The following is a 20,824-nucleotide window of genomic DNA, read 5'->3' as shown; positions in this document are numbered from 1 at the left end:
GCTAAAACTCAAACTGATAGAGCAAATCCAGTGCCTGATCGAGACCCGACACGGCTTCCAAATAGAGTTTGGGCATCAGGCGATAACGCAAAGTGAGCGTCGCCAGTGAATCAAATATGCCAACACCGTATTTTACCTGCAGACCCGGCAGCACATAACCACTCACCTGCACCTGCTGGCTGTCGCCGACACCGGTGGTATCAAGCGCAAGGTTACTGACGCCGAAGGTCTCGCCGATTTTACCCATAACCTGACCACTTTGTGCAACCCCCAGTCCAACCAGCGCCGAGGTTAAGGCGTTGCTGTCGCCATCGCTGCTGAGTCCCTGACCGCGTAACAGGTAAGACAGCGCCTCCTGCTGCGACATTGCCGGGTCGGAGAAGACCTCCACCTTCGGCTCGTCGGCCAGTCCGGTGACGCGCAGACCGGCTGTCACATCATCCTCGGTGGCTTCCGGGTTACGAATCGCCTCCAGGTTGACGTACGGCTGATCCGGCGGACCGGCGAACTGCAGCTCGCCTTTACGCACAATCAGATCCTGACCATACGCGTGGAAACGGCCGGAAGGAATATTGATTTGTCCGTTTAAGCCCAGGCCGGTTTTATCCTGCACCAGTTTGAGATCGCCGTTGAGGCGCGCTTTCAGGCCAAAGGCCGAGAGACGCACATCGTTGCCGACGTGGATCACCAGATTGCTGTTGATCGGGATTGCGGCAGTTTTCGGCTGAATCGGCTTGAGGTTCTCATCCAGCATCACCTCATCCGACGACACGCCGGTAGCGCTCTCCGGCACTTCCTGCACCGTGATGCGCGCCCACGGAATATCAACCTTGCCGTCAAGATTGAACGCCGCCGGTGTGGCTTCAAACGCCAGGTCCGGCGAAACGTCCATCCGCACCATCGGCGGAACGGTAACGCGAATACGGCTGCCCTGCGCAGTAACGCGCGCGCGCCAGTTATCCAGCTGGCTCCAGTCCGCGTTGCCACCCAGATTGAGGTTACCCTGCTGCGTCTGGATCAGGCCGTTGAGCGTGGAACTCATGCCGTTAAACACCAGGTTGAGATTGGCCGAGGTGAGATCGACTGGCATAAAGCTGCCGTCCACATCAACATCGCTCAGTCCCAGCTGACCAAAGATCTGCGGCTGCTGCAACGTGCCGCCGAGACGCAGATTGCTGTTGAGGTTGCCTTTGATCTTCTCGCCCTGCATCAGCGCCGGGTTGAGCATCGCCAGCGAAATGTTGCTGATGCCGATGTTGCCTGACAGCTGGCGGCGATTCTCCGGATCGGCGATCTGCACGTTGCCGCTCAGCTGACCGTTATTCACGATGTGAATCAGCCAGTCGAGCTGCGCGCGTCCATTACGCAGCGCCGCATTCAGGTTGAGCGTGTCGAAGGCGATCGGCAGGTTATTCCCCTGCACATCCTGCACCACTTTTACGCCGTTTCCTTTAAGCGATACCGTGCCGGTCGGCAGCGCGCCGTCGGCGGTCCAGTTCACGCGTGCATCACCGCTGAATACGCCGTTCAGCTGGGTGGCATCGGTGAGGAACGGCTTGATCATCGCCAGATCGAAGCGGTTCAGCACCACGTGCGCATGGCCGCTGGCACCGGCCTCGATCGGCTCCGGCACGCACAGCTGCGCGTTGGGGTTTTGCCAGCAGTGCGGCCCGATGGTGGCGCTCTGTTTGCTGTTCAGGTAGTCAATCGTCATCGCGCGCGTCAGGCGCCATTCGCCCACCGGCGTGTCAAAACGCGTATTGTTGAGATTACCCTGCCAGCGCTGCGTCTGGCGGTCAAAGCTGCCGTTGAGCGCCAGCTGGCCGGAGACCGGCTCGCCCTGCACGTTGAGTTTCAGCTGATGCTGCTTCTCGTTACCGTCGGCGTTGAGCGTCAGCAGGCCGATCTTAAGCGCGTCCTGCTGTAGCTGCTCCACGCGCAGCTGCAGTTTACCGGCGACCTGATCGCTGGATTTCACATCGCTCTGCAGCGTGACACGGCGGATCTGCAACTGCTGCCAGCGCAGGCCGCTGGCGGTAAGATCGGCCAGAAGCTGGGGCGCCTGCAGCGTACCGCGCGCTTTGATGGTGCCTTTGGCTACGCCGCCGAGGCCCGGCAGCGCGTTATCCAGATGCGGTGCATCGACACTGGCATCCAGATTTAGCGCGTCGCCCAGTTCGCCCTTCACGTCGAGATGGTTGCGCCCCAGCGCGATGTCAATGCCGGGGATTTTCCACTGATTGTAACTGTTGCCGGTCAGCGAGCCTTCGGCGCTCACCGCGTTCTGTTTCACATTGCCCTTCAGCGCCAGCTGCGGCACGCTAAGCTGCCAGCTACCGCCGTACAGGCTGCCGCGCGTGGTGATTTTACCGTCGAGCTTCGCCGGCCAGTCAGGATACTGTTTAGCGGTATTGATGCCCGCCAGCGTCAGTTCGCTGCGCCAGCTGATGGCTTTGCTCCAGTCCACCAGCGCGCTAAGGTCAATGTTGCCCTGCAGCGCCGCCACGCGAAGTTTATCCAGGCTGAACTGCTGCACGTTGCCTTTACCGTCCAGCGTAATGGTGGCTGGCGGCACCGCTTCGCCCTTCACCGCGGTGCGCAGCGACATCACGTAGTCGGTGGCTTTACCGCTGAACTGGTAGTCGAGATTATCCGCCTGATACTGCACCGGACCGGTCAGCGGCCAGCGCAGCTGCGGGCTGGTGAGTTTGAGCGACAGCGGCAGACCGGCGACCGCTGGCTGTGCGGCGGCGTCCAGCTGGGCACGCACCGGCCCCGAAAGATTCAGGCCCAGCTTCAGCTCGTCGCGCATTGCCCCGGCGAGGTTCAGTTTGATCTTCTCGCCTTTAATCGGATCGAGATTCAGCGAGCCGTTGAGCACAAAATTGACCGGCCAGTTATCCGCCAGCCGGGCATCGCCGCTGGCGTTGATCTGCCCCTGCGGCGAGTCGACGTCAAAGGTCTCCAGCTGCATATGCCGGTCGGTAGTTTTGGCTTTCAGCAGCAGACGCGTAATCGCCACATCCGTATCGCCGGTGATGCGCAACTGCTCACCCAACAGCTGCTGCACGTTGATATCGAGCGGCAGCTGGAAATCCGGCAGTGCCGGCAGCAGCGGCTCGGCAAACATCGCCTGCAGCGTTTCGCCCAGCGGTTTCTCATCCGGCTGCGGCTGCTGCACTTTAGGCTGCACCACCTGTTCGTCCGCCACTTTCGCCGCCTTCGGCAGCGCGATCAGCAGGCTCTGGATATGGGTGGGATTGAGCGTCAGCGCGCGATCCTGCCACTGCAGGCCACTGGTGAAGTCGAGCAGCGAAATGGCGGTGTCATCGACTTTGACGTTGATGTTATGCAGGCTGACCCGGCTCAGGGTAATCGGGTATGGCGTGCTGAGATTGCTGCTGCCGCTCTCCTCTTCCGGCGGCGGCGCACTGGCGGGCGTCATTTTTTTGCTGTCGACCACCACGCTGACGTCCTGCAGCGCGATATCGTTCACGCACACCGAGGAGTGCAGCAGGCAGTTGAGGTTGAGCGCCAGATGGAAGCGCCCGGCATCCACGCTGACGCCCGGCATCTGGTACTTCACGCCGCTCAGCGTCAGATCGCGCCAGCCGCCTTCCACCTTGTTAATCGACAGGCCCGGCACCCAGCGATCGGCACCTTTAAACAACAGATGCAATCCGGGCGTGGTGCCCACCAGAAACGCCACGCTGGCCAACAGCACCAGCAGGAAAATACCGATACCGATTAGGACCTTTTTCCACAGCTTCATAGTTCAGGCCCCAGTCCTACATAAAATTGCAATCCATGCTCCTTGTCGTCACCAATCGGGCGCGCGATATCAAACTTGATCGGCCCTACCGGAGAAGACCAGCGCACGCCGAAGCCTGCACCGGTTTTAACATTACTCTGCTTGATGTCGTTGACCGCTTCGCCGGAGTCGACGAATACCGCGCCCCACCATTTGCCGGAGACGTTGTACTGATACTCGAGCGAGCCGGTGGCCAGCTTTGAGGCACCGGTGAGTTTGCCTTCGTCATCGCGCGGCGAGATATCTTTGTATTTGTAGCCGCGAATGCTGCGGTCACCGCCGGCGAAGAAGCGCAGATCGGGCGGCACTTTTTCGAAATTGTTGGTTTCAATCCAGCCAAGGTTACCGCGCGCCACAAAGCGATGCTTCTCGCCCAGCGTGCGGATCCATACGTTCTGCGCCTGCAGGATCAGGAAGTCGACGTCCGAGCCCCAGGTGGTGTCCGACACGTCTACCGAGTAGCGCTGTGAATCGCCCCAGGTCGGCATCAGGCCGCCGCGCGAACGGGTGCGGTTCAGGCTGACGCCCGGATAGAGCAGCATGGTGGTGTTGGTGACGCTGCCCTGAGTAAAGTGGTCGAGACTCCAGCGCAGGTTAACCGCGCGCTGCCAGCCGGAGCTGCTGTCCCAGTTACGCGACATCGCCAGCGTGGTGGTGTCCGATTTGGTGTCGTTGAGATCGGTGCGTTTCAGGCCGCCGGAGAAGGTGTAGTACTGCTCCAGCGGACTTTTCAGCAGCGGCACTTTATAGCTGAGATCAAGCTGCTGCTCCGGCGCGGAGATATAGGCGCTGGAGGTCAGGCTGTGGCCGCTGTCGTTGATCCACGGCTTTTTCCACGTGCCTTTCAGCCGCGGTCCGACGTCCGTCGAGTAACCGACGCCGGCTTCGATGGTGTTCTCCACGCGCGGCGACACGGCGGCGCTGAGCGGCAGCACTTTGGTCTGGCGTCCTTTATCGAACTCGGGTGCCACGACGACAGAATTAAACCAGCCGGTGGCGGAGAGGCGACGATTGAGTTCGGCCAAATCGCGTGAGCTGTAGGGATCGCCCTTTTTGAACGGCACCAGATTGCGCAGATAGGCTTCATTGATTTGCGAGCCTTCAAAGCTGACATCGCCGAAGCGATAGCGCGGGCCGCTGTCGTAGTCGATATCCCAGAACGCTAAGCGCCGTTCGACCGAGACACCAAGCTGGCTCTGCTTAAAGTCACCGTCGAAGTAACCATTACGCAGCGCCAGGCTGGAGAAGCCGTTTTTGAATTTATCGTAGTCGCCGTGATTGAGCTGGCTGCCGACTTTCGGCCTGCCCTGCTTCACCCACGCCTGATAATCAGGATCGTCTTTCGCGGCACCTTCCACCACAATGGTGCTGCCGCCAATCTTCACCGGCTCACCGGCGGTGACGCGGGCAATCAGCACCGGACGGCCACCCTGCGGCGGTGCCGGGCGTGATTCAAAGTCGATCTGCGGCTCGTAATAGCCGAGCGCGCGCAGGCCTTCTTTGATCGCGGCAGCCACGCGCGCCTGGAAACGGCCGTCGTTCGACACCTCGTCACTGCCGATAGTGGACAAGCGCGCCCTGACGTTTTTCTGTAACTCCCCGGTCAGGCCTTCCAGCTGCAGTCGCACTTTGGCTGCCTCAACAGCAGGTGCGGCAAGCAGCAGGCTGGCCAAGCAATAAGCATGAAATCGCGGCACGCGTACTCCTGTTAATAATGCCTGCCCCTATTCCGCAGGGGCGTTAACTCTGGTGGAAAGGGTATCACCACACCTTGCATACCCATCAGTATAGCCGCTCTTTTTTGCGAGCGGCTGCGTAAAAACGGCCGCTAAGCCAAATCGACTGCTATTGTCGGTAAATGTGCGTACCGATACAACAACGAAGCCGCGCTTCTGCGCACCGCCAGCTGCCACTCGGATTAATCCGAGCCGGCCAATCACGCCGCTGGCGGCAGCAATAGCGCTGCTGCTATAATCAGCGACCAGCAGGCCTCGCCTGCACGCATTTCTGCCCCGACGTTAACGTGACTTTGTCGAACTGGCGCAGACATTTTTGGCACGGATAGCCCTGTTTGACGGGTAAGTACCGGATGTACGCCTCTTCGCGCTGCCCAGGCCAAAAATGACAAGTGATTAACCCAACGGATCTTTTATGCTTGATAGCCTGCTTGTCATTCTTTTACTGATCGTAATCAGTTCATTTTTTTCTCTGTCGGAGATCTCGCTGGCGGCTGCCCGCAAGATCAAACTGAAACTGCTGGCCGATGAAGGCAACATCAACGCGCAGCGCGTGCTGAAGATGCAGGAACAGCCTGGCATGTTCTTCACCGTGGTACAGATTGGCCTCAACGCCGTGGCGATTCTCGGCGGTATCGTCGGCGATGCGGCGTTTTCGCCCGCCTTCAGCAGCCTGTTCTACCGCTTTATGGAGCCGGAACTGGCGGATCAGCTCAGCTTTATCTGCTCCTTCACCATCGTCACCAGCCTGTTTATTCTGTTTGCCGACCTGACGCCAAAACGCGTCGGCATGATCGCGCCGGAAGCCATCGCGCTGCGCATCATCAATCCGATGCGCTTCTGCCTGCTGGTTTTCCGCCCGCTGGTATGGCTGTTCAATGGCCTGGCCAACGTGTTCTTTCGCATCTTTAAGCTGCCGATGGTGCGTAAAGATGACATCACCTCGGATGACATTTACGCGGTGGTAGAAGCGGGCGCGCTGGCCGGCGTGCTGCGCAAGCAGGAGCACGAGCTGATCGAGAACGTGTTTGAGCTGGAATCACGCACCGTGCCTTCGTCCATGACCTCGCGTGAAAATATCGTGTGGTTCGATCTGCACGAAGACGAAACCAGCCTGAAAACCAAAATCGCGCAACACCCGCATTCGAAGTTTCTGGTGTGCGACGGCGATATCGACCATATCGTGGGCTACGTCGACTCCAAAGAGCTGCTGCTGCGCGTGCTGGGTAACCAGAGTATGACGCTTAACAGCGGCGTGCAGATTCGTTCGGCGCTGATTGTGCCGGATACGCTGACGCTATCAGAGGCGCTGGAGAGTTTTAAAACCGCCGGCGAAGACTTCGCGGTGATCATGAACGAATATGCGCTGGTGGTCGGGATTATCACGCTTAACGACGTGATGACCACGCTGATGGGCGATCTGGTCGGTCAGGGGCTGGAAGAGCAGATTGTGGCGCGTGACGAGAATTCCTGGCTGGTGGAAGGCGGTACGCCGATTGATGACGTGATGCGCGTGCTGGATATTGACGAGTTCCCGCAGTCCGGCAACTACGAGACCATCGGCGGCTTCATGATGTATATGCTGCGTAAGATCCCCAAACGCACCGATTTCGTCAAATTCTCCGGCTACAAATTCGAGGTGGTGGATATCGACAGCTACCGCATCGACCAGCTGCTGGTGACGCGCATTGATGACCGCCCGCCGGTGCTGAATGTGTCGAAGAGTACGCTGGATGAGTCTGAAGGGCCTGCCGCGTAGCAGTGATCGTGCGGTTACAGAAAGATTCAGGGCGCCAGCGGCGCCCTTTCTTTTGCTTAGTTGTACTCGGCTTGCAGCCGCAGCACCTGGCGGTTGATTTCTGACATCACGCTAAGGTGCTGTTTATCCTTGACGCGCGGCAACATGACTTTGCCTTTGTCGAACTCAAACGCGCCAACATCCTTGATGTACAACCTTCCTTTAAATAGCGTCTTTACATATTTCGCAATTTGCAGCGGATTATAGCGCTGGAAGATCTTCATGCTGTTTAACTCCTGAACAGATGTAATACGCTTCGCCGTTGCCAAATTCGGTACGAGCCCTTGAAGCGCAAATGAGGCATAACTATAGAACATGATTCCTTGCCGGTGTTCCGAAAAAATGGATTTTTTACTGAATTGACACATCATTACAGAGAACTCTGTCATAACGATCACAAAATCCAGTATAAACCTTCATTGGTTAAGGAATTGTGGCATGGGTTACAAAGCTGCTATCTCATCGCGACAGGCGCATCATCCACGCCTAATATTGCAAAAACATGAATAACTGGTCGGATCACTAAGGAGCATTACCATGCGTTTGGCACATTCCGTGATAGCCCTAGCGCTGCTGCTGCCCAGCCTTGCCTCAGCCCACGCGTTTAAGGTTGGCGAGCGCGTACCGGCAGTCGGCGTTAACGACAAAGGAGAACTGCTGTATCAGCAGGAGAAGTTTCGCTACCAGCCCTGGAACAGCGCCCAGCTGAGTGGCAAAGTGCGGGTCATCCTGCATATTGCCGGACGCTCGTCAGCCAAAGAACAGAACGCCGCGCTGATTGAAGCCATCAAAGCCGCCCAGCTGCCGCACGACCGCTACCAGACCACCACGGTGGTTAATACCGATGATGCCATTCCCGGCACCGGGATGTTTGTGCGCAGCAGCATTGAGAGCAATAAACAGCAGTATCCGTGGTCGCAGTTCATTGTCGACAGCAACGGCAACGCGCGCAAGGCGTGGCAGCTGGAGAAAGGCGGTTCGGCGATTGTGATTCTGGATAACACCGGCCATGTGCGTTACGCCAAAGACGGTCCGCTGACGCAGGATGAAGTGCAGCAGGCGATGAAACTGATCCATCAGCTGCTGCAGGCGTGATCGCGCCACAGCGGGTGGCGCGCACAGCGTATCAGAACAGCGAGACGCGGAAGCCCGGATTCAGGAACGACTCGCGCGGCGCGTAGTCGAGGGTTTTGCCCTGCCAGTCATGCACGTGCGCGCCAGCGGCAATGGCTACCGCATGGCCGGCACCGGTATCCCAGATATTGGTCGGCCCGAAGCGCGGATAGAGCTGCGCCTTGCCCTCTGCCACCAGGCAGAACTTGAGCGAGGAGCCGATAGCGGTGGTCTGATGCTCGCCCAGTTGGGTCAGATACTCTTTCAGCTCTTCGTCTTTATCAGCGTGCGAACGGCTCACTACCACCAGCAGCGGTCGCGCTTCACGTACGTGGATCTGCGTGGTGTGGCCGCCCTCTTCTTTCCACGCTTTGCCTTCGGCCGCAGAATACATCACCCCCAGCGCCGGCGCGTACACCACGCCCAGCACCGGTTTGCCGTGCTCAATCAGCGCGATATTGACCGTGAACTCGCCGTTACGCTTAATGAACTCTTTGGTGCCGTCGAGCGGATCGACCAGCCAGTATTGCTGCCAGTGCTGACGCACATCCCAGCCGGGTGGATCCTCTTCCGACAGCACCGGCACGTCAGGCGTCAGCGCCGCTAAGCCCTGCACGATAACCTGATGTGCCGCCAGATCGGCCGCCGTGACCGGTGAATCATCCGATTTACGCGTCACGTCCAGCGGTTGTGCGCCATCGTAGACCTGCATAATGGCATCGCCCGCGCTGCGCGCCAGCTGGCAAATTTTATCTAACATTGTTCACCTCATTTCGGCTGATGCTGCCGCTGAACCCCGGCAGCCCGTCTCCAGATATTTTAGCAGGTGCGCTGTGACAGCCGCAGCTAAGCGTATTCGCTTTGATTATCAATATCATAGTTCGCTCGTGACGGCTATGGCGCAATGCTGAATGGCAGGCACTCCGTCAGCTTACGCAGGAAAGAGGCAAAATCCCGAGCCCCATCACAAATTGAAATGATAATTCGTCATGGTTTTACATTATTTTGAGAGGCCCATTAAAGCGAACAAGGAGCAAGCCATGTTCAAAGCGAGCATGTCGTTACTGGCCCTGTGCGTTGCAGCCGCCACGGTGCAGGCTGCCACGGTGGATTTACGCATTCTGGAAACCACCGATCTGCACAGCAACATGATGGATTTCGATTACTACAAAGACACGCCGACCGAAAAGTTTGGTCTGGTGCGCACCGCTACGCTCATCCAGCAGGCGCGCGGCGAAGTAGCAAACAGCGTGCTGGTGGATAACGGCGACATTATTCAGGGCAGCCCGCTGGGTGATTACATGGCGGCCAAAGGCCTGCAGCCGGGAGAAATCCATCCGGTGTATAAAGCCCTTAATACGCTGGATTACGCGGTGGGCAATCTGGGCAACCACGAATTTAACTACGGCCTGCCCTATCTGCAGCAGGCGATTGCCGGGGCACGTTTTCCCTACATCAACGCCAACGTTATCGATGAAACCAGTGGCAAACCGCTGTTTACCCCCTATTTAATTAAAGAAACTGCGGTAAAAGACCGCGACGGCAAGCCGCATACGCTGAAAATCGGCTATATCGGCTTCGTACCACCGCAGATTATGGTGTGGGATCGCAACAATCTGCAGGGTAAAGTGCGCGTTGATGACATCACCGAGACAGCGAAGCGCTATGTGCCGGAAATGCGCGCAAAAGGTGCTGAAATAATCATCGCTATTCCGCACTCCGGTCTGAGCAGTGAGCCGTACCATGCCATGGCGGAAAACTCGGTGTATTACCTCAGTCAGGTGCCAGGTATCAACGCCATCATGTTCGGCCACGCGCACGCGGTGTTTCCCGGCAAAGAGTTTGCGGCGATTAAAGGCGCGGATATCGCTCAGGGCACGCTTAACGGCGTACCGGCGGTGATGCCCGGCATGTGGGGCGATCATCTCGGCGTGGTTGACCTGGTGCTGAAAAATGACGGCGGCAACTGGCAGGTGACCCGGGGTAAAGCCGAAGCGCGGCCAGTTTACGATGCGGTGGCGAAAAAATCGCTGGCGGCGGAAGATGCCGATCTGGTGAAAGTGCTGGCCGACGATCATCGCGCCACGCGTGAATTTGTAGCAAAACCGATCGGCAAGTCGGCGGATGTGATGTACAGCTACCTGTCGCTGGTGCAGGACGATCCCACCGTGCAGATCGTCAATAATGCGCAGCGTGCTTACGTCGAACGCTTCATTCAGGGCGATCCCGATCTGGGCCGCTTACCGGTGCTCTCGGCAGCGGCACCGTTTAAAGCCGGCGGCCGTAAGAACGATCCGGCCAGCTACGTTGAAGTGGAAAAAGGCGATCTCACCTTCCGTAATGCCGCCGATCTCTATCTCTACCCGAATACGCTGGTGGTGATGAAAGTCAGCGGTGCGCAGGTGAAAGAGTGGCTGGAGTGCTCGGCAGCGCAGTTTAATCAGATCGACGTGCATCGTCGTCAGCCGCAGTCGCTGATCAACTGGGATTTCCGCACCTACAATTTTGATGTGATCGACGGCGTGCAGTATCAGATCGATGTGACGCAACCGGCGCGCTACGACGCCGAATGCCAGCTGATTAACCCGGCGGCATCACGCATCCAGGATCTGCGCTGGCAGGGCAAACCGATCGATCCCAAAGCGACCTTCCTCGTTGCCACCAATAATTACCGTGCCTGGGGCGGCAAATTTGCCGGTACCGGCGAGCAGTATGTCGCGTTTGCTTCGCCGGATGAGAACCGCTCGGTGGTGGCCGCCTACATCAGCAGCGAAACCCGCGCCCACGGCGCGGTGCAGCCACAGGCCGATCACAACTGGCGGCTGGCACCGATCGCCAGCGCAACGCCGCTGGATATTCGCTTTGAGACCGCGCCGGGCGCAAAAGCCACGCAGTTTATTGAGAAGTATGCTGATTATCCGATGAAAGCCGTCGGCAGTGATGAAACGGGCTTTGCAATCTGGCAGGTAGATCTACAGAAGCAGGCAGAGAAGAAGTAGTGACCGCGGGCGCCAGATATGGCGCCCGCTGTTTATTACAGGATTTCCAGCAGCTCGACTTCGAAAATCAGGGTGCTGAATGGTGGGATAGAGGCACCCGCGCCGCGCTCGCCGTAAGCGAGATTGTGCGGAATGACCAACTCCCACTTCGAGCCTACCGGCATCAGGGTCAGCGCTTCAATCCAGCCGGCAATCACGCCGCTGACCGGGAATTCAGCCGGTTCGCCACGGGCAACGGAGCTATCAAACACGGTGCCGTCAATCAGCTTACCGGTGTAGTGCACGCGTACGCGATCCTGACGTGATGGGATCGGACCATCGCCCTGGGTGATGACGCTGAACTGCAGGCCGGATTCGGTGCTGCTCACGCCTTCACGCTGTGCATTCTGCTCGAGGAACTGCTGACCTTCGGCCGCCATGGCTTCGACGCGCTCACGACGTACGCCTTCGGCACGCTCGTGGACTTCACGCAGCGCACGGTGTACCACGTCAACCGGAACTGCCGGTGAGTTCCCTTCCAGCGCGTCGCGCAGGCCCGCAAGCAGCGCTTCTGGCTGCAGACCCTGCAGTCCAGACTCTTGCAGCTGCTGACCAACCTGTAAACCGATACCGTAACTTGCTTGTGATTCGACGCTGTCAAATGAAGGGGTCGTCATCTTGTTTCCTTAATCCCGGAGAAAATAGAACCGGCAGCATAACAGCGCAGGCGGCTGGCGTAAAATCTCGCGCGCCGCGGATGACATTTCCCGGGGAAAGAGAAACAATATGCAGGTCAAATTTTTCAATGCTGGCAGGCACTTCGCGCCCGCTTTGCCCATACTATAGAACAAGAGAGCATCCATGGGCCAAATCGCCCCACGACGTCGCAGGACGCGCGCACCGCGTACCTTATTTTCCCGGTTGCAACGCTGGCTGCCTGACAGGCGCGTCACGACCGCCAGCGAGGAGGAGGAAAGAATGGCTTCTGAAACCCCGTCGCGTATACCCGCTGTGCTGCAGCGCATCTGGCATCTGCTGGATAACGTACGCTGGATGGATCCGCTGCCGCCGCTGCACCGACGCGGTATCGTTATTGCCCTGCTGGTGATGCTGCTGGCGTTTCTCTGGCCTGCCAGCACACCGCAGTATCCGGTGGAACGTCCGGCGGAGAGCAGCGGCAAAGAGGTGCCGATGCAGGCGGAAATCTACGATAACAATGCGCAGCCGCCGCAGAATACGACGCCAAAGAGTGATGCCCAGGGCGAATGGCACAGCTATACCGTGGCCTCGGGCCAGACGCTGGCACAGCTGTTCCGTGACAACAATCTTCCGGTCAATGATGTGTTTGCCATGGCGCGGGTGGAAGGCGATGGGCAGCCGCTGAGCGCACTGCAGAGTGGTCAGCAGGTGAAGATTCGTCAGAACGCGCAGGGCGTGGTGACCGGCTTAACGGTCGAGAGCAGTAACGGCCCGGTGCTGTTTACCCGCCAGCCGGACGGCAGCTTTATCCGCGCGCAGTAAGTAACAGAAACAAAAACGCCGGCACAAGGCCGGCGCTTTCAAACTAAGTAAAAAATTACTCAGCTACTACATTCACAACCAGTTTCGCGAATACTTCGCTGTGAACCTGGAAGTCAACTTCGTGCTCACCGGTGGTGCGCAGAACGCCGTTTGGCAGGCGAACTTCGCTCTTCGCCACTTCAACGCCAGCTGCAGTAACTGCATCAGCGATGTCGCGGGTACCGATGGAACCGAACAGTTTACCTTCGTCGCCTGCTTTAGACGCGAGAGTAACGGTGCCCAGTGCATTGATTTTCTCTGCACGTGCGTTAGCAGCAGCCAGAACGTCAGCCAGTTTGGCTTCCAGTTCAGCGCGACGCGCTTCGAAGAACTCAACGTTTTTCTTTGTAGCAGGAACAGCTTTACCCTGTGGAACCAGGAAGTTACGAGCGTAGCCCGCTTTAACGTTAACCTGATCACCCAGGCTGCCCAGGTTTGCTACTTTATCAAGCAGAATAACTTGCATTACCTTATCCTCTTAAAGTCGTTAATGGACAGTTGCCGATTACTGATGACGATCAGTGTACGGCAGCAGAGACAGGTAACGCGCGCGCTTGATAGCACGAGCCAGCTGACGCTGGTATTTTGCACGAGTACCGGTGATACGGCTTGGAACAATCTTGCCGCTTTCAGTGATGTAGTTTTTCAGCGTTGCGATATCTTTATAATCGATCTCTTGAACGCCTTCCGCGGTGAAACGGCAGAACTTGCGACGACGGAAATAACGTGCCATTTGGCTAGTCTCCAGAATCTATCAATTCAATCTGCTCGGCATGTAACACAAGTTTGCTCTGGCCATTGCGTGCCTGATGGCAGCTAATAAAACCTTCGAGTGTGAGTTGCGTGCCGACCGTTATATGTTGAGTAATCGCCTGATGGGCGCTGCCGCTGATAATCACCGGCATCTGACACCAGGCTTGCCGGTGAAACCCGGCTTCCTCCTGCACAGAACGATGCTCAAGCACGAACTGGCAGTGAGGAATCCCTGACGGACTGACTTTTCGAACTGGCGTCTTGCACACGGTGCCAGACAGGCGCAGCCGATTGGCCGTCATCGTGGATTACTCTTCAGAATCCCCAGCATCTGAGTCTTCTGCCGATTCGTTAGCGAAGTCTTCGCGGCGCTCACGACGCTCGTCTTTCGCTTTAACCATCGGAGAAGCTTCAGTTACCGCGTGCTTAACGCGCATAACCATGCTGCGGATAACGGCGTCGTTGAAGCGGAAGTTAGTTTCCAGCTCGTCGATCACTTCCTGCGGTGCTTCTACGTTCAGCAGAACGTAGTGTGCTTTGTGCAGTTTGTTGATCGGGTAAGCCAGCTGACGGCGACCCCAGTCTTCCAGACGGTGGATCGTGCCCTGTGCACCAGTGATAGCACCAGTGTAACGCTCGATCATGCCCGGAACCTGCTCGCTCTGGTCAGGATGGACCATAAATACGATTTCGTAATGACGCATCGATAGCTCCTTACGGATTATTCAGCCTCCTGTCAGGGTCAGCTGCGGCCCACGGAAGCAAGGAACGTTATAGGTTGCGAATCACCCAAAAGATGAAACACACCTCTGAATGCAGCTGAAAAATTGACGCGTAATCATACTGACCTCGCCGGGGAAACTCAAGCGCACAATTCATCAAATTGTCGCTGTCGTGCCAGGCGGGGACACCTTTTGTGCTAAGGATTGAGATTCAGCAGGTTAGTCAGAGATTGTTCAAAATCCCTGAACGAGGCGTTCAGCACGACGATCTGGCATCGCACGGGTGAAGCACTAAACTATTTACAGGCGCAACGGTTTGGCTTAATCAGCGCGCCTGAGAGTGAAATCCCTGGAGTGAGGAGTCGATTATGAAAGCTGTCATTATCGCCACTTTACTGGGTCTCTTCCTGTCTACCCCCGCTCTTGCCAGCTCCGCTGACCAGGCGCTGCAGATGAGAAGTAACAGCAGCAAAGCGGCTTCAGGCTATGTGTACGTTAACCGGCTGGATGCGCCAGGCGGTAACCCGGTCAGCGCGAACACCAGCGCCGCCGACCGCTTGTCGTCACAACTGTAGTCCGGCCTGTTATCCCGGGCTGGCGTGCTCCGCGCCGCCAGCCCGTTCCGTTTACAAATGATGTTTAAAGAAACTGACCAGCGCGGTGAGCGCTGGCGGCGTGATTTTGTGCCCGATCTGCTTTTCCGCCAGAAAAGTGAGCCGGCTGTCGAGCTGCGCCTCGCGCAACGCCTTCTCCAGTCGTACCGTTTCGGCAAACGGTACGACTTCATCCGCTTCACCGTGCCATAACAGCAGCGGCCGGTTAGCCAGCTGCGCCAGCTGCTGACAGGGATCGTAGGCTGCCAGCGGGGCCAGCCGCGCCTGTAACGCCGCTTTTTGCTCTGGCGTGTGCGCCACCAGCGGCGGGAACAGCGTCTGACTGAGCTGCATGAAGTAACCGGAGCCCATCAGGCAGGCAACGCTGTGCAGGTGTGGATAGCGCGCCATCGCGCCCAGCGCGGTCATCCCGCCCATTGAGGCGCCGGCAATGGCGAAACGCTCGTCCGCCACCCAATCGTTGTCGCGCAGCGCCGCTTCCAGCAGCGGCACTTCATCAATGTTCTGGCGCAAAATCTCCCAGAAGTGCGTCATGCGCGCGTCGGTATCGCCGTTGTAGCGTGCGCCGTGCATCTCTGCATCCGGCATCACCACACGGAAACCGGCCTGCGCCAGCGCCACGGCAAAGTAGCTGTACACCTCTTTCGACGAGGTAAATCCGTGATAAAACAGGATGGTGGGTAAGCGCGCCAGCCGCTGTCCGGCCGGTGCCGCGTGAATACACTCAATGCCCGCCAGGTTCTCCGTTGCCAACTCAATCATACCGTCTCCGTTGAGAATGATTATCACTGGTCTCAGTGTACGTGCTGCCGGCCAAAACGCGAGCCACATCACATTTATTTCGATTAATTTCTGCCCTAAACATTTGCCGCATTTTGCCGTTGATCCTGTACCCCTCCAGTTATTTATTAAAGGTACTTTATGAAGCGTCTCTCTCTCAGCGCCATGAGTCTCGGAATTAAGCTGTCTGTATTGACGTCTTTCAGTGTGGCAATCGTGCTGTTTGCCCTGACGTTAACGCTCAGCCATAACGCCGCGCGCCAGCTGGAGCAGCTGGCTGTCGACGATATGCAAAACCAGGTGCTCGGCATTAATGAAATGGCCACGATGTTTAACGCGACCTTATCGGAAGAAGTGGCGAACTATACCCGGCTGTTTCAGAGCTTTTTACCTAAGCGATTCAGCCGTGACGACAGCTCACGCATTCAGGTGGGATCGTTCAGCACGCCGACGCTGCGTGCCGGGCTGAAAACCCTCAACCTCGATCAGATCGCCGTGGACGATTTTCTCGATCGTACCGGTGCAGTCTCCACCATTTTTGTGCGCGACGGCGAGGATTACATTCGCATCGCGACCTCACTGAAGAAAGAGGATGGCAGCCGCGCGGTGGGCACCCAGCTTGATCGCAGCAGTGCGGCGTGGCGCAGCGTGAATAAGGGCGAAGTGTATCGCGGCCTGGCGACGCTGTTCGGCCATCGCTACATCACCCAATACCAGCCGGTGCAGGACGACAGCGGCGCAGTCATCGCCATTCTGTTTGTTGGCGTGCAGATTGATAAACAGTACGCGCTGATGCGGGATAAAGTGCTGGCGCGACGTCTCGGCGACAGCGGCAGCTTCTTCGTGCTGAACGGCACGCCGGGCAGCGCACAGGGCCAGTATCTGTTTGCCCGTCAGTCAGAAGGCAAGCTGCCGGACTGGGATCGCAGCGTACAGCAGCAGATGCTGACGCAGCCGCACGGCCTGCTGGAGATCGCGCATCAGGGCGAAACCCGCCTGCTGGCATGGCAGCAACTGCCGGGCTGGAACTGGATTATCGCCGGTGAAGTCAGCCGCGCCAGCCTGCTGGCACCGATCACCCACAGCCGCAATCTGTTCATGCTGATTGGCCTGGCGCTGGTGCTCGCCTTTGCCATTGGCTTTGTGCTGTATAGCCGGCGCGCCATTACCCGGCCGCTGCAGCAGGTGATCCATCTGGCCGAGCAATATGCGGCGGGTAATCTGCAGGCGCACCTCGACTCAGCGCGCCGCGACGAGATCGGCCAGCTGGTGAGCGCGATTAACGGCATTGGCGACGGCCTGGAGAAAGTGGTAGGCCAGGTACGCGCCGCCGCGCGTGAGATCAGCGATGGCACCGACACCATTGCGGCCAGCAGTTCCAGCATCAGCGAGCAGATTGGCCGCCAGGCGAGCAGCGTCGAAGAGACCTCGGCCAGCATGGAGCAGTTTGGCGCAACCGTGGCGCAAACCGCCGCTAACGTGCGTCAGGCGATGGCGCTGGTCGGTGAAGCCGCCAGCACCGTCAGCCAGGGCGGCAGCACCGTGGCGCGCTCGGTAGAGACCATGGCGGAGATTCGTATTGCCTCACAGAGCATCGCCGACATTACCCACGTGATCGAGTCGATTGCCTTCCAGACCAATATTCTGGCGCTCAACGCTGCGGTTGAGGCGGCGCGCGCCGGTGAGCACGGCAAAGGCTTCGCGGTCGTCGCTGCGGAAGTGCGTGCACTGGCGCAGCGCAGCGCCAATGCGGCGAAGGAGATTGACGGGCTGATCGCCAGTTCGATCGACAAAGTGGCCGCCGGCCATGCGCTCTCGGAACAAACGCGTGACGCCATGAGCCATATTGTCAGCCATATCGAACAGGTGAAAACCCTGATGGGGGAAATCAATATCGCCGCCCAGGAGCAGGCTGCGGGTATTGGTCAGGTCAATCTGGCAATGAACCACATCAGCCATGCGACCCATCAGAGCAGCGACATGATTAACCAGTCCGAGCACACGGCGCAGCACCTGAGTCAGAAAGGCCATCATCTGACCCAGCTGGTGAGTATTTTCCGTCTCAACGACTGATGAGCCGGGGCAGATGGCTTACACTTGAGTCATCTGCCTGTTTTCCGGAGCCACCATGCGTACGCTTATTCTGCTGCTGGGCCTGCTGCTGAGCGGCTGTGCCGCACTGCACACCACGCCACAACCCCCGCCAGCGCCCACCACTCAGGCGCAGGAGATCACCCGCGCGCAAAGCTATGGCCTGCCGAAGCTTGGCACCGTCAGCGCCCATTCACGCGGCTCGCCGGATGATGTGCAGCGCGCGATCGCTGCACGCGCCAATCAGAGCGGTGCGGTTTACTATCAGATCCTGATGGTCGATGAGACCACCATGCCTGGCTTCTGGTATGCCACCGCCATTCTGTACGGCGCGCCCTCAGGCGGCAGTAGCGCGCTGCAGTAAGCGTGCACTCAGATCATCACTCAGCGCCTGTGCCGGGCGCGATGAGAGATAACGCGCGCACCAGCTATCCGCCAGCGGCGGTTCTGCCGCCTTCAGCAGCACCGCGGCACTCGCCAGCCGAATCAGCATGTCGCTGACCTGCCGTGCCTGCTCTTCGCGCAGGTTGCCAAGCTGTAGCCGCAGCTGACGCCAGCAGCGATCGAAGTGGCGATTGCTGCCCTTCACCGCATCAAACTCATCCTGCAGCATGCTAAGCACCTCTGCATGCCGTCCCAGTACACGCAGCACATCCAGGCACATCACGTTACCCGAGCCCTCCCAGATGCTGTTCACCGGCATCTCGCGATACAGGCGCGGCAGTTCACTCTCTTCGCAGTAGCCAATGCCGCCCAGCACCTCCATGGCTTCAGCCACAAATGGCATACCGGCTTTGCAGATCACGAACTTGGCCGCCGGGGTGAACAGGCGTGCATACAGCCGTTCATGCGCGCTGGCCGGCGTTGACCAGGCGCGCGCCAGACGCAGCAGCAGCGCGGTTTGTCCTTCCAGCTGCAGTGCCTGCTGCGCCAGAACCGCGCGCATCAGCGGCTGATCGCTAAGGCTTTTGCCCATCACCTGGCGCTGACCGGCGTGATGCAGCGCAATCGCCAGCGCGCGTCGCATCTGGCCATGGCTGCCGAGCGCGCAGTCAAAGCGCGTCAAACCGCCCATTTTCAGGATCAGCCGCACACCATCGCCCTCCTCACCCAGCAACCAGCCGAAGGCATCCTGAAACTCCACTTCGGCACTGGCATTGGCGCGGTTGCCCAGCTTGTCTTTCAGGCGTTCAAGACGAATGGCGTTGCGCGTGCCGTCCGGCAGCAGGCGCGGCAGAAAGAAGCAGCTCAGCCCGGCGGCGGTCTGCGCCAGAATCAGGTGCGCGTCGCTTTGCGGCACCGAGAAGAACCACTTGTGCCCGGTGATGCGCCAGGGTTCGCCCGGCGCACGCGTGCCAGGCGGTTCGGCGCGTGTGGTGTTGCTCAGCACATCGGTGCCGCCCTGCTTCTCCGTCATGCCCATGCCAATCAGCAGGCCGCGCTTCTGGCTGCCGGGCAGATGATGCGCATCATACCGATCGCTCAGCAGTCGATCGTGCCAGTCGGCGTAGGGAGCGGGCAGATGGGTTTGCAGCAGCGGGATCGCGGCGTGAGTCATGGTTACCGGGCAGAGCGAACCGGCTTCCACCTGCGCATGCAGAATGAAACGCGCCGCGCGCGCCACCATGGCGCTGCCCTGCACGTCAGGCTGCCAGCTCAGGTTATGTAACCGGCTGGCGCACACGCCCTGCATCAGCAGATGCCAGGCAGGATGGAAGCGCACCTCGTCGAGCCGCTCACCGCGCGCGTCGTAACGCAGCAGCTCCGGCGGCTGTGCATTGGCCAGGCGACCTAATTCCAGTGACTCCGCGCTGCCGAGCTGCAGGCCAACGGACGCCAGCCATTCGCGGTCCCAGCCGGCCCCTTCACGCACCACCGCCTCGCACAGCGCGCTGTCGCCGGTGAAGAGATTGCTGTTGCTGAGCGGAGATGGTTGATTGAATACGCTGTGAGTGGTCCAGGCCATGGCACTCTCCTCTCCTGTTGCCCGTACTGATGTGGCTATAAGTATGGAGAGGATGTGCAGTTATGCCTGGTACAGCTGAGGTTTTGCGGCGGCGATCACGCCTGGCGCTGACGCACCGCTTCGAACAGACAAACGCCGGTGGCCACCGAAACGTTGAGGGAAGAGACGCTGCCGGCCATCGGGATGCTGATCAGCTCATCGCAGTGTTCGCGCGTCAGGCGGCGCATGCCTTCTCCTTCCGCACCCATCACCAGCGCCATCGCGCCGGTCATTTTGCTCTGATACAGCGTGTGGTCTGCTTCACCGGCCGTGCCGACGATCCAGACGTTGTACTCCTGCAGCAGACGCATGGTGCGCGCCAGATTGGTGACGCGAATCAGCGGCACGTTTTCCGCCGCCCCGCTGGCGACTTTTTTCGCCGTGGCGTTAAGCGGTGCCGAACGGTCTTTCGGCACGATCACCGCATGCACACCCGCCGCATCGGCGCTGCGCAGGCAGGCACCCAGGTTATGCGGATCGGTGACGCCATCCAGAATCAGCAGGAACGGCTGATCCAGTGAAGCCAGCAAATCCGGCAGATCGCCTTCCTGATAGTTTTTACCCGGCTTAACGCGCGCCACGATACCCTGGTGCACGCCGCCTTCGACCTGGCCGTCGAGCCACTGGCGGTTGGCCAGCTGAATCACAATTCCCTGAGCTTCCAGTGCGGCGATCAGCGGCTGCAGGCGGCGGTCATCGCGGCCTTTAAGGATAAAGACTTCCTGAAAACGCTGGGGATCACGCTCCAGCAGCGCCTGCACGGCGTGAATGCCAAAAATTATTTCACTCATTACTTTGCTCAAGGTTGGATGTATATCGTTGAATACAGAACATTAATCAGGCTGCGCGTTGGGGCGCAGCCT

Annotated in this window: 19 protein-coding genes; 7 read left to right on the top strand and 12 right to left on the bottom strand. The window is 58.7% G+C overall.

Features of this window, described 5'->3' with window-relative positions; genetic code table 11:
• Position 1 precedes the first annotated feature (1 nt).
• Positions 2 to 3,772, bottom strand: coding sequence for an autotransporter assembly complex protein TamB (gene tamB, locus H7K56_RS15300; RefSeq protein ID WP_150360365.1), 3,771 nt, complete (start codon positions 3,770 to 3,772; stop codon positions 2 to 4).
• Positions 3,769 to 5,508, bottom strand: coding sequence for an autotransporter assembly complex protein TamA (tamA, locus tag H7K56_RS15295; protein ID WP_058781125.1), 1,740 nt, complete (start codon positions 5,506 to 5,508; stop codon positions 3,769 to 3,771). The genes tamB and tamA overlap by 4 nt, the downstream gene beginning before the upstream one ends.
• 454 nt (positions 5,509 to 5,962) lie before the next feature.
• On the opposite strand from tamA, the gene paeA reads away from it, so the two are divergent.
• The gene (paeA, locus tag H7K56_RS15290; RefSeq protein ID WP_150360364.1) at positions 5,963 to 7,306 is read left to right on the top strand and encodes a polyamine export protein PaeA; all 1,344 of its coding nucleotides are present in this window, start codon (positions 5,963 to 5,965) and stop codon (positions 7,304 to 7,306) included.
• A gap of 56 nt (positions 7,307 to 7,362) precedes the next feature.
• Here paeA and H7K56_RS15285 read toward each other — a convergent pair whose 3' ends face one another.
• The gene (locus H7K56_RS15285; RefSeq protein WP_031280153.1) at positions 7,363 to 7,569 is read right to left on the bottom strand and encodes a stringent response modulator YtfK; all 207 of its coding nucleotides are present in this window, start codon (positions 7,567 to 7,569) and stop codon (positions 7,363 to 7,365) included.
• Positions 7,570 to 7,882: 313 nt separating this feature from the next.
• Between H7K56_RS15285 and H7K56_RS15280 the strand changes: the two genes are divergently transcribed.
• Positions 7,883 to 8,440: a YtfJ family protein gene (locus tag H7K56_RS15280; protein ID WP_021509743.1), complete on the top strand. Its 558-nt coding sequence runs from the start codon at positions 7,883 to 7,885 to the stop codon at positions 8,438 to 8,440.
• A 31-nt stretch (positions 8,441 to 8,471) separates the two neighbouring features.
• Here H7K56_RS15280 and cysQ read toward each other — a convergent pair whose 3' ends face one another.
• Positions 8,472 to 9,218, bottom strand: coding sequence for a 3'(2'),5'-bisphosphate nucleotidase CysQ (cysQ, locus tag H7K56_RS15275; RefSeq protein WP_021509744.1), 747 nt, complete (start codon positions 9,216 to 9,218; stop codon positions 8,472 to 8,474).
• Positions 9,219 to 9,498: 280 nt separating this feature from the next.
• On the opposite strand from cysQ, the gene H7K56_RS15270 reads away from it, so the two are divergent.
• On the top strand, positions 9,499 to 11,457 hold the full coding sequence (locus tag H7K56_RS15270) for a bifunctional 2',3'-cyclic-nucleotide 2'-phosphodiesterase/3'-nucleotidase (RefSeq protein WP_150360363.1): 1,959 nt from the start codon (positions 9,499 to 9,501) through the stop codon (positions 11,455 to 11,457).
• Between the two features lie 35 nt (positions 11,458 to 11,492).
• Here the strand turns inward: H7K56_RS15270 and bamJ are convergent, their stop codons facing one another.
• On the bottom strand, positions 11,493 to 12,113 hold the full coding sequence (bamJ, locus tag H7K56_RS15265) for a BamJ family beta-barrel-assembly machinery protein (protein WP_150360362.1): 621 nt from the start codon (positions 12,111 to 12,113) through the stop codon (positions 11,493 to 11,495).
• Positions 12,114 to 12,297: 184 nt separating this feature from the next.
• Between bamJ and H7K56_RS15260 the strand changes: the two genes are divergently transcribed.
• Positions 12,298 to 12,957, top strand: coding sequence for an OapA family protein (locus tag H7K56_RS15260; RefSeq protein WP_150360361.1), 660 nt, complete (start codon positions 12,298 to 12,300; stop codon positions 12,955 to 12,957).
• A 55-nt stretch (positions 12,958 to 13,012) separates the two neighbouring features.
• Here the strand turns inward: H7K56_RS15260 and rplI are convergent, their stop codons facing one another.
• The 4 genes from rplI to rpsF are packed head-to-tail and all read right to left on the bottom strand — an operon-like array spanning position 13,013 to position 14,453.
• On the bottom strand, positions 13,013 to 13,462 hold the full coding sequence (gene rplI / locus H7K56_RS15255) for a 50S ribosomal protein L9 (RefSeq protein ID WP_021509748.1): 450 nt from the start codon (positions 13,460 to 13,462) through the stop codon (positions 13,013 to 13,015).
• Positions 13,463 to 13,501: 39 nt separating this feature from the next.
• Complete coding sequence (gene rpsR, locus H7K56_RS15250) at positions 13,502 to 13,729, bottom strand: 30S ribosomal protein S18 (RefSeq protein WP_000135199.1); 228 nt, start codon at positions 13,727 to 13,729, stop codon at positions 13,502 to 13,504.
• A gap of 4 nt (positions 13,730 to 13,733) precedes the next feature.
• Positions 13,734 to 14,051 carry a primosomal replication protein N gene (gene priB, locus H7K56_RS15245; protein ID WP_031280155.1) on the bottom strand — a complete coding sequence of 106 codons (318 nt, stop codon included), beginning with the start codon at positions 14,049 to 14,051 and terminating at the stop codon, positions 13,734 to 13,736.
• Positions 14,052 to 14,057: 6 nt separating this feature from the next.
• Positions 14,058 to 14,453, bottom strand: a complete 396-nt coding sequence (gene rpsF / locus H7K56_RS15240) for a 30S ribosomal protein S6 (protein ID WP_021509750.1) — start codon at positions 14,451 to 14,453, stop codon at positions 14,058 to 14,060.
• 386 nt (positions 14,454 to 14,839) lie between these two features.
• Between rpsF and H7K56_RS15235 the strand changes: the two genes are divergently transcribed.
• Positions 14,840 to 15,046 carry a hypothetical protein gene (locus H7K56_RS15235; RefSeq protein WP_021509751.1) on the top strand — a complete coding sequence of 69 codons (207 nt, stop codon included), beginning with the start codon at positions 14,840 to 14,842 and terminating at the stop codon, positions 15,044 to 15,046.
• Positions 15,047 to 15,097: 51 nt separating this feature from the next.
• Here H7K56_RS15235 and yjfP read toward each other — a convergent pair whose 3' ends face one another.
• Entirely contained in the window at positions 15,098 to 15,847 is a 750-nt protein-coding gene (gene yjfP / locus H7K56_RS15230; protein WP_021509752.1) for an esterase, read from the bottom strand.
• A gap of 159 nt (positions 15,848 to 16,006) precedes the next feature.
• On the opposite strand from yjfP, the gene H7K56_RS15225 reads away from it, so the two are divergent.
• Positions 16,007 to 17,938, top strand: coding sequence for a methyl-accepting chemotaxis protein (locus H7K56_RS15225; protein ID WP_058781123.1), 1,932 nt, complete (start codon positions 16,007 to 16,009; stop codon positions 17,936 to 17,938).
• A 55-nt stretch (positions 17,939 to 17,993) separates the two neighbouring features.
• On the top strand, positions 17,994 to 18,320 hold the full coding sequence (bsmA, locus tag H7K56_RS15220) for a biofilm peroxide resistance protein BsmA (RefSeq protein WP_058781122.1): 327 nt from the start codon (positions 17,994 to 17,996) through the stop codon (positions 18,318 to 18,320).
• Here the strand turns inward: bsmA and H7K56_RS15215 are convergent.
• Positions 18,294 to 19,922 (bottom strand): isovaleryl-CoA dehydrogenase, encoded by a 1,629-nt coding sequence (locus H7K56_RS15215; RefSeq protein ID WP_058781121.1) that lies wholly within the window; start codon positions 19,920 to 19,922, stop codon positions 18,294 to 18,296. The two genes, bsmA and H7K56_RS15215, sit on opposite strands and share 27 nt — an antisense overlap.
• A gap of 95 nt (positions 19,923 to 20,017) precedes the next feature.
• Positions 20,018 to 20,752 (bottom strand): 23S rRNA (guanosine(2251)-2'-O)-methyltransferase RlmB, encoded by a 735-nt coding sequence (rlmB, locus tag H7K56_RS15210; RefSeq protein WP_021509756.1) that lies wholly within the window; start codon positions 20,750 to 20,752, stop codon positions 20,018 to 20,020.
• Positions 20,753 to 20,824: the final 72 nt, after the last annotated feature.

It is taken from the genome of Pantoea dispersa (genome assembly GCF_014155765.1).
Taxonomy (GTDB): Bacteria; Pseudomonadota; Gammaproteobacteria; order Enterobacterales; family Enterobacteriaceae; genus Pantoea; species Pantoea dispersa.
This window is presented reverse-complemented; position numbering and strand designations above follow the sequence as displayed.

Bases quoted from the DNA above. Each gene is read 5' to 3' on its own strand.
- rpsF (WP_021509750.1), bottom strand. From the start codon at position 14,453: ATGCGTCATTACGAAATCGTATTTATGGTCCATCCTGACCAGAGCGAG.
- H7K56_RS15215 (WP_058781121.1), bottom strand. From the start codon at position 19,922: ATGGCCTGGACCACTCACAGCGTATTCAATCAACCATCTCCGCTCAGC.
- H7K56_RS15225 (WP_058781123.1), top strand. From the start codon at position 16,007: ATGAAGCGTCTCTCTCTCAGCGCCATGAGTCTCGGAATTAAGCTGTCT.
- rpsR (WP_000135199.1), bottom strand. From the start codon at position 13,729: ATGGCACGTTATTTCCGTCGTCGCAAGTTCTGCCGTTTCACCGCGGAA.
- H7K56_RS15280 (WP_021509743.1), top strand. From the start codon at position 7,883: ATGCGTTTGGCACATTCCGTGATAGCCCTAGCGCTGCTGCTGCCCAGC.
- H7K56_RS15285 (WP_031280153.1), bottom strand. From the start codon at position 7,569: ATGAAGATCTTCCAGCGCTATAATCCGCTGCAAATTGCGAAATATGTA.
- paeA (WP_150360364.1), top strand. From the start codon at position 5,963: ATGCTTGATAGCCTGCTTGTCATTCTTTTACTGATCGTAATCAGTTCA.
- rplI (WP_021509748.1), bottom strand. From the start codon at position 13,462: ATGCAAGTTATTCTGCTTGATAAAGTAGCAAACCTGGGCAGCCTGGGT.
- H7K56_RS15260 (WP_150360361.1), top strand. From the start codon at position 12,298: ATGGGCCAAATCGCCCCACGACGTCGCAGGACGCGCGCACCGCGTACC.
- tamB (WP_150360365.1), bottom strand. From the start codon at position 3,772: ATGAAGCTGTGGAAAAAGGTCCTAATCGGTATCGGTATTTTCCTGCTG.
- yjfP (WP_021509752.1), bottom strand. From the start codon at position 15,847: ATGATTGAGTTGGCAACGGAGAACCTGGCGGGCATTGAGTGTATTCAC.
- bamJ (WP_150360362.1), bottom strand. From the start codon at position 12,113: ATGACGACCCCTTCATTTGACAGCGTCGAATCACAAGCAAGTTACGGT.
- H7K56_RS15235 (WP_021509751.1), top strand. From the start codon at position 14,840: ATGAAAGCTGTCATTATCGCCACTTTACTGGGTCTCTTCCTGTCTACC.
- priB (WP_031280155.1), bottom strand. From the start codon at position 14,051: ATGACGGCCAATCGGCTGCGCCTGTCTGGCACCGTGTGCAAGACGCCA.
- bsmA (WP_058781122.1), top strand. From the start codon at position 17,994: ATGCGTACGCTTATTCTGCTGCTGGGCCTGCTGCTGAGCGGCTGTGCC.
- H7K56_RS15270 (WP_150360363.1), top strand. From the start codon at position 9,499: ATGTTCAAAGCGAGCATGTCGTTACTGGCCCTGTGCGTTGCAGCCGCC.
- cysQ (WP_021509744.1), bottom strand. From the start codon at position 9,218: ATGTTAGATAAAATTTGCCAGCTGGCGCGCAGCGCGGGCGATGCCATT.
- rlmB (WP_021509756.1), bottom strand. From the start codon at position 20,752: ATGAGTGAAATAATTTTTGGCATTCACGCCGTGCAGGCGCTGCTGGAG.